Source organism: Peptoniphilus sp., assembly GCF_022767005.1.
Taxonomy (GTDB): Bacteria; Bacillota; Clostridia; order Tissierellales; family Peptoniphilaceae; genus Peptoniphilus_A.
In genome coordinates this window covers 1-10989 of sequence record NZ_JALEOV010000021.1, presented here as the reverse complement: position 1 = coordinate 10989, position 10989 = coordinate 1, and the positions used below count along the sequence as shown (strand labels likewise).

Here is a 10989-nt window from a genome sequence, read left to right as displayed (position 1 = left end):
TGCATAGGTCATGGGTAGTTCCACATTTTTAAGTGCATTTGACCTTGGAATTAGGTTGAAATTTTGAAATACAAAGCCAATTTTTTTGGAACGATAGCTAGAAAGTTCGCTGTCCTTTAACGAGGAAATGTCTACTTTATTAAGTTCATAATATCCCGATGTCTGTCTGTCTAAAAGTCCAATTATATTCATTAAAGTTGACTTGCCTGAACCGGACTGTCCCACTACTGAAACGAAGTCGCCCTCATTTACGTCAAAATCTATGCCGTGAAGTATTTCCAATTCGTTTTCTTTTCCTATGTTAAAGGACTTTTTTATGTCCCGCATTTTTATGAAATTATTTTCCATCTTCTTTTCCAGCCTTTTCCTCTGGCATAGGTGTATCTAAAATTTTTACAATACTTCCCTCGCCATAGCCTCCTGATGTCGCAAGAACTTTATCTTTTTCCTTTAAGTTTTTAGATTTTATTGCAGTTTCTGCATCATTAGCAAGCCCTAAGGTTACTTCAACTTTTTCAATTTGATATTTATCCTTGCCATTTTCCCTTAGTGCAAGTACATATTTTTTGCCATCTCTATCGAAAATTGCATCTGTCGGTACTTTGAAAGTGTTTTTTTCTTCGCTCAAAATATACTTAACTCTAAGGCTCATGCCTGGTGCAAGTTCATTTTCTTGTACACTATTAATTTCTATTACTGTCTTGTATAATACTTCGCTAGTTTTATTTTCTTCTGAAGCTTTCATTGGCACTGGCTCTATGGAAATTACTTTGCCCTTGTAGCTTTTGCCCATGACTGCATCTGATGTAATTTCTACTTCTGTTCCAACAGATACTGAATTTTTGTCGTATTCTTTTACTTGTGATTCGATTCTCAATGTTTCTATGGTTTCAATTTTAGCAACAGATGCTGCTGGTGTTTGTCCTTCTTTTGCATTTAATTCTGTAACAGTTCCGTCAGCTGGTGCTTTTATCATTACTTTTTCTAATTCTTCTGTTAGATTTTCAATTTCTACGCTGTCTAAATTGTTTGCGCCTGCCTTTGCCGTTTTTAAATTGTCAGAAAGTCCAGAAATTTCATTTGCCACTTGGGTTTTTGTAGATTCAAGATTTTTCTTTGCACTTTCATAATTATTCTTTGCAGTTTCTACACTTTGTGCCAAAGTTTTTAACTCGTCTTCACGTGCTTTTTGTGATTTTAAAGCTTTGTCGGAATTTAGATTGACATCATCTTTTGCTTTTTGCACTTCAAGTTTTGTTGCATCCACTTGTTTTTCTTGCGTTTCTAATTCTTTTTCCAGTGCATCTGCTTCTGATGTGTATTTTTGTTCGTCAGCTTTGGCATTTCCAAGTTCTTCCGTAATTCTATTTACTTCGATTTCGACTTCATTTTGCCTTCTTGTAAGACTGTTTATATTTTCATTTGCCGATTTTTTTATTTCATCGAAGTTAATTGCATCAAGGGCTGATTTTTTATCTATAATATCTTTATCACATTGTCCTATTTGTTCTACTACTCTATCTAGTTCTCTTAAAACTCTATCTAATTCTTTTTTTGCTTCATTTGAAGTTGATGTCAATAAACTTTGTCTATCTTTTTCTAGTTTTTGTTTTTTTGCTTCTAATTGATTTTTTTGTGCTTGAAGTCCACTTATTTCTGTTTGATAATTAGAAACTTGTCCTTGAGCTTCTGCTAATCTTTCCTGTTCTTCTTTTATGGAAATTCCAATTTCAGTCAATCTTCTCTTTTCGTTTTCAAGTGAATTTTGCAAATAGCTAGTTTTCTTAGACTTGTCTGATGCAATAGCTCTGTTTTCAGAAATTTTATTAGCATTTTTATTCATATCATCTTGAAGTTGCTTGTATTTTAAACTTGCCGCTTCTTCTTGGTAAGCAAGATTTTCCTTTGTATCGCCCTCTGCAACTATCCCTTGATTGTATTTCTCGTCAATGCTTCTCTTAAAATCGTCATAGGCTTTTTGCGCAGCTAAATACTGATCCATTGCTTGTGTAATAGAAGTTTCCGCAGCTACAATTGCTGCGTTTTTCCCTGAATCTCTGCCACTAATTGCTTCTGATAATCTCTTTTTTGCCGCAGAAATTTGTGCAGAAACATTTTTATCTGTGGCTGATTTTTGTGCACGCCTTGACTTTAACTGTTGCTCAATAGAAGATGAATCCAATTCTGCAATTACATCGCCCTTTTTAACTTTATCGCCCACTTTTACATTTACGTGAGTAACTGGAAGTGGCTTTTCTGCATAGACTTCAACAGAATTTGAAGGTACAACTTTTCCCTTTTCTGTAACGGAATTTGTAACACTTCCCCTCTCCAATGTAACCACTTGGTTTTGCGAAACTCCTTCGCCATCTCCACTTTTTAGTTTTCCCGAAATTATTTTAAATATTAAAAATACAATTAAAAATAATAGCAATAGTGCAATTATCTTGGTTTTCTTATTTTTAAAAATTAAATTCTTTGCCTTTATGTATATACTTTTCATACTAACCTCCAATAACATTATATAGTATGATTATCTGAATTTGCAATAGGTATACGCTGCAATACATTTATTTAAGCAATTCTTAATTATAAATTAATTTTTTTGTAATAACTTTTCCAATATTCTTTATAATATATTTTATATAAAGTTAAGATATAATAATTAGGGGTGATTTGATGTTCGAAATATGTATATTAATTTTATTCATGTTGAATTTATTTGTGGCGATAATTTTTAAAATACCGCTGGCTTTTGCACTTTTATTAAATTTAATTCTCTTATCTTTTTATGCCTACATAAAAAAATTTAACTTAAAAGAAATCTCTACAATGGTATATACTGGCATAAAAAGCACAAAAACTATCCTAATAGTATTTTCTCTCATTGGAATGATTACAGGAATTTGGCGACTTTCTGGCACTATCGCTTATATAATTTATCACGGAACAAGCTTAATCAATCCAAGATTCTTTTACGTTGGTATTTTTATTTTTAACGCTACTATTTCTTTTCTTACGGGTACAAGTTTTGGCACTGCATCAACAGCTGGCATAATTTCCATGTCGATTTCAAATGCAATGAGTTTTAATCCCCTTATAAGTGGCGGTGCAATTTTATCTGGTTGTTTTTTTGGCGACAGATCATCGCCAATGTCAACATCGGCATTACTTGTCGCAACTTTGACAAAAACTGACCTCTACAAAAATTTAAAAAATATGTTTAGGACTTGCATTTTGCCCCTTGTCCTCACAATTATAACTTACCAAATTTTTAATCTTGGCATCGATGTAAAAATTGACAATAGAGGAATAAATTTAATAAAAGAAATTTTTAACTTCAACTTGCTTTTAATAGTTCCACCACTTTCCATAATCTTGCTTTCAATTTTTAAAGTTGATTTGAAAATAAATATGCTTATTTCCATTTTGCTTTCAATATTTTTTGCAGCTGTATTTCAAAATAAAAGTGCGATGGAAATATTTAGGGCATTGATTTTTGGTTTTCACGTAAATTCAGATGCTGGCAAACTAATTAATGGCGGTGGATTTATTTCAATGCTAAAAATGCTTTTAATAGTTGGAATTTCATCGGGATACTTTGGATTTTTTAAGGAAACTCAACTTTTAGTCGGCGTTAAAAAAATTATAAAAAAATTATTTTCAAAGCTCCCCGACATGATCATAATGTCAGTAATGTCCATTTTGATTTCAGTTTTTAGCTCAAATCAAACACTCTCCATAATGTTAACTTATGAAATGGCACGTGAAAGTTATAAAGATAATGAAAAATTAGCACTTGACCTAGAAAATACAGCAGTCATGACGGCAGCCTACATCCCTTGGAATATAGCAGGACGTACACCCCTTGAAATGTTTGGCGCACCAATAATGGCCTTGTATTTTTCCTTTTACCACCATTATATAGTCCTAATTAATACCCTAGCTTCCGTAATAGAATTTAGAAAAACAAAAACGTAAAAAGTATAGAAAAATTTTATTACACTTTCACATTAATAAAATTTTACAAAATAAAACTCAGAGCTAGGGTAGTTCTGAGTTCTATTTTGCTTATTTTGTTTTTATTCTTTAATAATTATTTTAATTTTCATCAAATTTAATTAATGGTGCTGGTTTTCCTCCTGATGCTAAATCTATCTTTGTCACTATAAATATTACAGCAAATGCAACTACTGCTCCTGGAACTATTGCACTAAGCCCCCATGGACTCTTTAATACAAAAATCCAAATAGCCGATACTATTGTTCCTGCAAGTATTGCTATAAATCCTGCCTTTTGAGTTACGTCTTTCCAAAAAAGTCCACAAACAAAGGCAGCAAAAGGTCCTGCTGAACGCAATGCAAAGGCAGACATCATTACACTAATTATGTTTGAGTTAGATAATGCTACTCCTAGTCCAAAAAGTCCTGCCAAAGTCATTACAATTCTTGATACTAGTACTTCCTTTTTTGGATCTGCATTGTTATTTGTGATATATGGCTTATATATGTCATTTGAAAACATTGTTGCTGTTCCAATCATATTTCCTGATGCACTTGATATTGTTGCGGCAACTACTGCAGCAAGTACTATTCCAGAAACCAATGGTGGTGCAAATCTAACTGTAGCATCTGCTAAAGCTGATTTAGATATTCCATTTGCTGTGTATCCATCAATATAAGAATAAGCCATAAGTCCTATAAGAGCTGGGACTATTGCATAAGCTGCTGATAAAAGTCCTGCTATTATTGAACCCGTCTTTGCTGCTGAACCAGTTTTTGCTGACGAGAAGGTTTGCACAATCTCTTGCCCAGTTGGAAATGTCATACAATACATTGCGATATATCCCAGTACTGTTGGAAATCCAATTTTTGTCATGCTCATTAAGTCTACTTCTCCATTAGATTCAATGGATACTTCTCTAGCCTTTTCAAATAGATTTGCAAACCCTCCAATTGCTTTATTTTCAACCATTACGAAAAGAGCAATTGTCATTCCGATAGTTATAAAGAACACATGCATCATATTAGCTGATGCAACTGATGCAAATCCTCCAATCATAGTGTATGCAATTACGACTATTGTTGTTATAATTGCGGCCTTATTAAAGTCAAGACCAGTTAATACATTTATTATTGATGCTGTAGCTATTATTTGAGCGCCAGTCGCCATAAATAGTGCTAAAATTGATGTTATTGCTGTTATTATATGTGATGGCTTGCCGAATCTCATTCCAATAATTTGAGGAACCGTGTTTGCTGATGATCTTCTAAAGTAAGATGCAACAAAAGATACTAATACAAAACCTATTCCGGCTGCTATTACATACCACGCTGCTGAAATCCCATAGCTATATACATTTGTAGCTATTCCTGTTGTTGACGCTCCACCTGTGTTAGCTGCAAAAAGTGTTCCGGCTAACACAAATGGACCAAGAGATTTTCCTGCCATCAAAAAATCTTCATTTGCGTTTTGTGATCGTGACTTTTTCTTTTGTCTATAGGATGCAAATAAGCCAATTGCTACTGTTGCAATCATATAGATTATTATTATTGTTAATGTTGTTCTTTGAGTAGCATTCATATTTATCTCCCTTTAAACCTCAAAACTTTACCTGCTTTTTTAGGAGTTGCTTTTCCTTCATCTATTAAAATATTTCCATTAACTATAGAGTAGTCAATCCCTGTAGCTAATTGCTTAGGATTTGTATAATCTCCATTATCTTTAATGTTATCAAAATCTATTACTAATATATCTGCTGCATATCCATCTTTTAAATAGCCTCTATCTTTAAGCCCTATTGTGTCAGCAGCTTTACCAGTCATCTTTCTTATAGCAACTTCAACAGGGAATACTTTTTCATCTCTACAATATTTTCCAAGAACTCTTGCAAAAGATCCATAAAGTCTTGGATGTGGTTTTGCTCCTATTATTCCATCTGTACAAACATTTTGTTCATCTCTTTTCATAAATGTCTTTATATGTTCTTCCTTACCATAAAAATCTACTAAACCTACAATATTTTCTTCATCTCTGATTAAATCAAATATTGCATCATAGGGATCTTTACCAGTTGCTTCACCTAGTTCAATAAGATTCATTCCAACATATTTTTCTGACTCTTCGTTTTTAACAAAGGTTATAAAAATTCCCTCAAGCCCTGCAAAATCAATAAAGTTATCCCAGCCTGGTATTCCTTCTTTTATGTCTTTCTTCATTTTTTCGCGAAGTTCTTTATCATTAAGTCTTTCTATTAATTTGTCCGTGCCCCCATCGTGAACCCACGGTGGAAGAATTACAGACATCATTGTAGAGCCTGCAACATATGGATATTGGTCAAAAGAAATTGTAAGCCCTTCTTCTTTTGCGTCATCTAGTTTTTGTAAGATGTCAGGAATCATATCCCAATTGTTTTTTCCACAGATTTTAAAGTGTGAAAAGTGAGTTCTACATCCACCTTCTCTTGCAATTTTTAAGATTTCATCCATTGATTCAAGCATTGCATCTGCTTCTGATCTTTGATGAGTTACAAAAACCCCGCCATTTTTCTTTATTACTTTCCCTAATTCAATAAATTCATCTACATCTGCATATACACATGGCGGATAGATCATTCCTGTGCTCATCCCAAAAGCACCAGCATCAAAAGCTTTTTGAAGTTCTTCATTCATTCTTCTTTGTTCTTCTGCTGTTGGTTTTCTATTTTCAAGCCCCATGCTAACCATTCTCACATTTCCATGTGGTGCAAGATATGCAATATTTGGTCCAAGATCAAGTTTGTCAATTTTATTTAAGTATTCTTCTACACTTCTCCAATCCCATTCATAATCATATTCACCTTCTAGTCCAGCCATTGCTTTCTTCCAAGGTTTTACTGTTTCATTGTTTACAGGAGCAGGTCCCATTCCATCTTGGGCAACAAGCTCAGTTGTTATTCCCTGAAATAGTTTTGGTGCAAGATAAGGATCTTCAATTACAAGCATTGAAGAATGGGAGTGTGTGTCGATAAATCCTGGAGTTACAATTCTTCCTTTAGCATCAATGACTCTCTTTGCTTCAACATCTCCTTCAACAAAATACATTTTTTCATCTTTAATAGCTATATTTTTATCAAAGGGTTTTGTTCCAGTTCCATCTACTATAGTTCCGTTTTTAATAAAGATATCGTACATATTTATCTCCTTTATACTAATAACGCTTCCATTACCGCTTCATAAGAATCCACAACTTTTTCAAGCTCGGAAACTTCTATATACTCATTGACAGTATGTGCTAAATTTTCTCTTGAAGGTCCAATGCCAAGTGTCTTTATCTTTGCCTCTCCAGCATAATGACTTCCATTTGTGCAGAAATTATATTGAGTTATTTCTGGATTTTGTCCCTTATCCTTTAGCTTTGCGACAACTTTTTTTACCCATACTTCATCTTCGTCAAATATCCATCCTGGGAAAAATCTTTCTCCTCCAATAGTTTCTCCAGTAAAACATTTTTCTTCAGCCTCTGTATAATAGGCTCTAACTTTTAATTCGCTATCTTCTTTCATTAACTTTTCTAAAAGTTCATTTATTGGAGCTAATACAGATTCCTTAGTTTCATTAACTAATAATCTTCTATCATAAGTCGCAACACATTTTTCTGGCACGACAGATGCCCCTGGATATGGACTTGACTTAATATCTACAAGCTCTAAAATTCCATCGCCCAATCTATCGTGATGTGTTGGTTTTATAGTTTTAATCGCCTCAATTACTTTACACATTTTATAAACTGCATTGATTCCCTTTTCAGGATTTGCTGAATGCGCTGGCTTTCCTAAAACTTCAACTTTAATTTCAGCTCTTCCTCTTTGCCCAATTTTAACATTGCAATTTGAAGCTTCACCAATTATTGCATAGTCTGGATTTGTGTAAGCGCTTACTTCTCTTGCAGCAACCCCTTCAAAACATTCTTCATGAACAATTCCTGCGACAAAAATTTCTCCAGCAAAATCCCCCTTAGTTTTTTCTTTAAAATTGCTTGCTGCAACTGCCATTGATGCCAAAGCACCCTTCATGTCACTTGATCCTCTCCCGTAAATTTTCCCATCGTGAATTTCTGCCTCAAAAGGAGGATACTCCCATTCACTCTCATCAGTTACAGGAACTGTATCCATATGACCATCAAATACAATTTTTGGTCCAGGTCTATTCCCTTTTATGTGACCAATAGTGTTTCCATACTTGTCTACATGAACATCATCAAATCCATTATCTCTAAAAAATTTTGTCAGTTCTTCTGAAACGCCTTCCTCCTTTCCTGAATAGCTTTGTCTTCTGATTAACTTTTGCGTTAACTCTACTGCACTTATCTTACTCATTTTCTACCTCCTATACTTTCATATTTTCCATCCCATACAATATCTAAATAGTTTTTAGCATCAGTATCGCCTTCCGTAGAAACAAATATTAAATTTGAATCTGAATTTATATTTAATTCCTTTCTTGCATCTTCAAAACTATCATCGGTTAAAATTTTAATAATTGCACCAAAAGGAGCTGCCCCACTTTCTCCCGAAATAATTCTTTTATCATCCTTATAAGGATTTCCAAGAACTCTCATACCAAAAGCCGCAAATTCATCCGAGGCCTTAATATAATGCTCACAATTATCTAAAAGGACTTTTAGTCCAAATGTATTTGGTTCGCCACAAGCAAGCCCTGCCATAATCGTTTTATGATCTCCCCCAACTAAAACTCTTTTATTTGCAATAGCTGATTCATAAATACAAGCAACAGTATCAGGCTCTACAATAGTAATGCTTGGCTTGTATTTACCTTCATACATATTTATAAAAAATCCAGTAGTTGCTGCTGCAAAAGAACCAACACCAGCTTGCAAAAACACATGAGTCGGTTTAATATTTTTTTCTTGCAAGGTTTCATACATCTCCCAAGCAAGAGTCATATATCCCTGCATAATCCACTTTGGAATATCTTCATATCCATCCCAAGCAGTGTCTTGAACCATAATGTAACCCTTTTCCTCAGCTAGTTTATTAGCTTCTCTAACGCATTCATCATAGTTCATATCTAAAACTTTTACAGTTGCACCTTCTTTTTCAATATTCTTAACTCTTTCTTCAGCTGATCCCCTAGGCATAAATACAATTGATTTTTGATCTAATTTATTAGCAGCCCATGCAACTCCACGACCATGATTCCCATCAGTCGCAGTTATAAAAGTAACATCTCCTAATTTGTCTTTAACTTCTTTAGAAGTTAATTTTTCAAAATCCAAATTTTTGATGTCCATATTTAACTTTTCTGCAATAACTTTCCCGATAGCATAACTTCCACCGAGAACTTTGAATGCATTTAATCCAAACCTATTGGATTCATCCTTAACCAAAATATTTTTTACACCTATTTTCTCCGAAAGGTTTTTTAATTCAACAAAAGGTGTTTCTTTATACATTGGAAAACTATTGTGATAATTATGAACTTCCATTGCTACATCCTTATTTAAAAAGCTTATATCATATCTTTCCCTTTTTTCTTTTTGATCTTTAGTAAAAATTTCTAATTTCATAGACTCCCCTTTTTATAAATTTTGAATATATTTTTTAACATCTTTTAATAAAAGATAAAATATAATTATTTATTAACTAATTTTTAAGAATTATGTGATATATTACATAATACTTTACTTGTCTTTTTTTGTCAACACTACTTTTTATAATTATTTTATGATATACTTAAAATTAATAATGAAAACGAGGTTTTAATGTTGAATATGCTATTAGAAAATAGTAGAAGCGAAAAAATAAATAGAACTTTTATTAAAGATGAAGTTTATGATACGCTTTCTAACTGGATAATAACAGGTTATTTGGAGCCTGAAACAAAAATAAATATAAATAGTCTTTCAGAGCAACTTGGAATAAGTAGAACTCCTGTTAGAGAAGCCATCCTAAAATTAGAAAATGAAGGGCTAATACTTTCAAAGGCTAATCGTTGGACAATTGTTGCGCCCATTGATTTAGATGCTTCCTTTTATACTTATTCAGTAGTAGCCAGCTTGGAGATGCTTGCACTTGAACAAGCTTTTGATAAAATTGACGATGAATTTATTAATAACCTTCAAAAAATAAATGCAAAATTAGATCTGGCTTTTAAAAATCTTGACACAATGGAACTTTTAAATTACGACAATGAATTTCACGACAGTTTTATTTACTTGTCAAAAAATCCAGAATTGCCTTCTATTATCCATCCTCTTAAAAAGAAAATTCAACGTGTTGAGCTCTCTTTTTTTAAAGACAATGATGGCAAATCAAATACTTTTGGAGAACACAAGGCTTTGATAGACGCTCTTAAAAAAAGAGATTTGGAATTGGCTAAGCTTTGTTTAAAGGCAAATTGGTACAACTCCATAAACTTAGTAAAAGAAAAAAGTAAAAGAAAATAAAATTTCGCACAAAAACGGTGCTATTGCAAAATAGAATTACCTATTTTGCAACAGCACCTTATTTATTAAATATTTAAATTAGCCGTTCCATTTTTCCGCCTAAAAAAATTATTTGAACAGATTTATCAAATTTTTCCTAAAAATTGCTACACTAAATAAAGCTATACTTTTGAAAAATTTTTTTCTTAAGCTGCTTTGTATTTTATGATTTCTAAGTCTTTTTTTATTATTTTTGATGCTAATTTATTTAGGTTTAGGGCAATTGATATGAGATTTATTTCACTTATTATATTTGCTTTTCCCTTATGATGGAATCTATTATAGGATAATCCTTCTTTTATTTTAGAGAATGCTCCTTCTGCTTGGATTGAGCGGTTTATTCTTTCTTCTATTCCTTCTTTTGATGTTATATTTTTTAAGGATTTTTCTCTATATTTTTGGAATGTTTCTGAGATATAGATTCCTTTTGTTTTTTGTCCTTTTGTATTCCAATCAAAGCATCTATATATCTTTGTTGTTGATATGTATCCACTTTTCTTTTTT

9 protein-coding genes are annotated in these 10989 nt (G+C 32.7%); 2 read left to right on the top strand and 7 right to left on the bottom strand.

What is annotated here, in order from left to right; translation table 11 throughout:
• Together MR285_RS01705 and MR285_RS01700 are read right to left on the bottom strand one after the other, a co-directional pair.
• Window positions 1-348 (bottom strand): ATP-binding cassette domain-containing protein (locus MR285_RS01705; protein WP_293557429.1); only part of this gene is annotated, 348 nt, incomplete at its 3' end.
• Complete coding sequence (locus MR285_RS01700) at window positions 338-2503, bottom strand: efflux RND transporter periplasmic adaptor subunit (RefSeq protein ID WP_293557428.1); 2166 nt, start codon at window positions 2501-2503, stop codon at window positions 338-340. The genes MR285_RS01705 and MR285_RS01700, both read right to left, overlap by 11 nt.
• Window positions 2504-2679: 176 nt before the next feature.
• On the opposite strand from MR285_RS01700, the gene MR285_RS01695 reads away from it, so the two are divergent.
• The gene (locus MR285_RS01695) at window positions 2680-3981 is read left to right on the top strand and encodes a Na+/H+ antiporter NhaC family protein (protein ID WP_293557426.1); all 1302 of its coding nucleotides are present in this window, start codon (window positions 2680-2682) and stop codon (window positions 3979-3981) included.
• 120 nt (window positions 3982-4101) lie between these two features.
• Here MR285_RS01695 and MR285_RS01690 read toward each other — a convergent pair whose 3' ends face one another.
• From MR285_RS01690 to dpaL, 4 genes are read right to left on the bottom strand one after another with little or no spacing between them, the layout of a single operon-like run.
• Complete coding sequence (locus MR285_RS01690) at window positions 4102-5583, bottom strand: sodium:solute symporter (RefSeq protein WP_293557424.1); 1482 nt, start codon at window positions 5581-5583, stop codon at window positions 4102-4104.
• Window positions 5584-5585: 2 nt separating this feature from the next.
• Window positions 5586-7172, bottom strand: a complete 1587-nt coding sequence (locus MR285_RS01685) for an amidohydrolase family protein (protein ID WP_293557422.1) — start codon at window positions 7170-7172, stop codon at window positions 5586-5588.
• 11 nt (window positions 7173-7183) lie between these two features.
• On the bottom strand, window positions 7184-8356 hold the full coding sequence (locus MR285_RS01680; RefSeq protein ID WP_293557420.1) for a YgeY family selenium metabolism-linked hydrolase: 1173 nt from the start codon (window positions 8354-8356) through the stop codon (window positions 7184-7186).
• Window positions 8353-9567, bottom strand: a complete 1215-nt coding sequence (dpaL, locus tag MR285_RS01675) for a diaminopropionate ammonia-lyase (RefSeq protein ID WP_293557418.1) — start codon at window positions 9565-9567, stop codon at window positions 8353-8355. The genes MR285_RS01680 and dpaL overlap by 4 nt, the downstream gene beginning before the upstream one ends.
• 195 nt (window positions 9568-9762) lie before the next feature.
• Here dpaL and MR285_RS01670 point away from each other — a divergent pair, with 195 nt between their 5' ends.
• Window positions 9763-10446 carry a GntR family transcriptional regulator gene (locus MR285_RS01670; protein ID WP_293557416.1) on the top strand — a complete coding sequence of 228 codons (684 nt, stop codon included), beginning with the start codon at window positions 9763-9765 and terminating at the stop codon, window positions 10444-10446.
• Window positions 10447-10631: 185 nt separating this feature from the next.
• On the opposite strand, the gene MR285_RS01665 is transcribed toward MR285_RS01670, so the two are convergent.
• Window positions 10632-10989 (bottom strand): transposase (locus MR285_RS01665; RefSeq protein ID WP_293557414.1); only part of this gene is annotated, 358 nt, incomplete at its 5' end.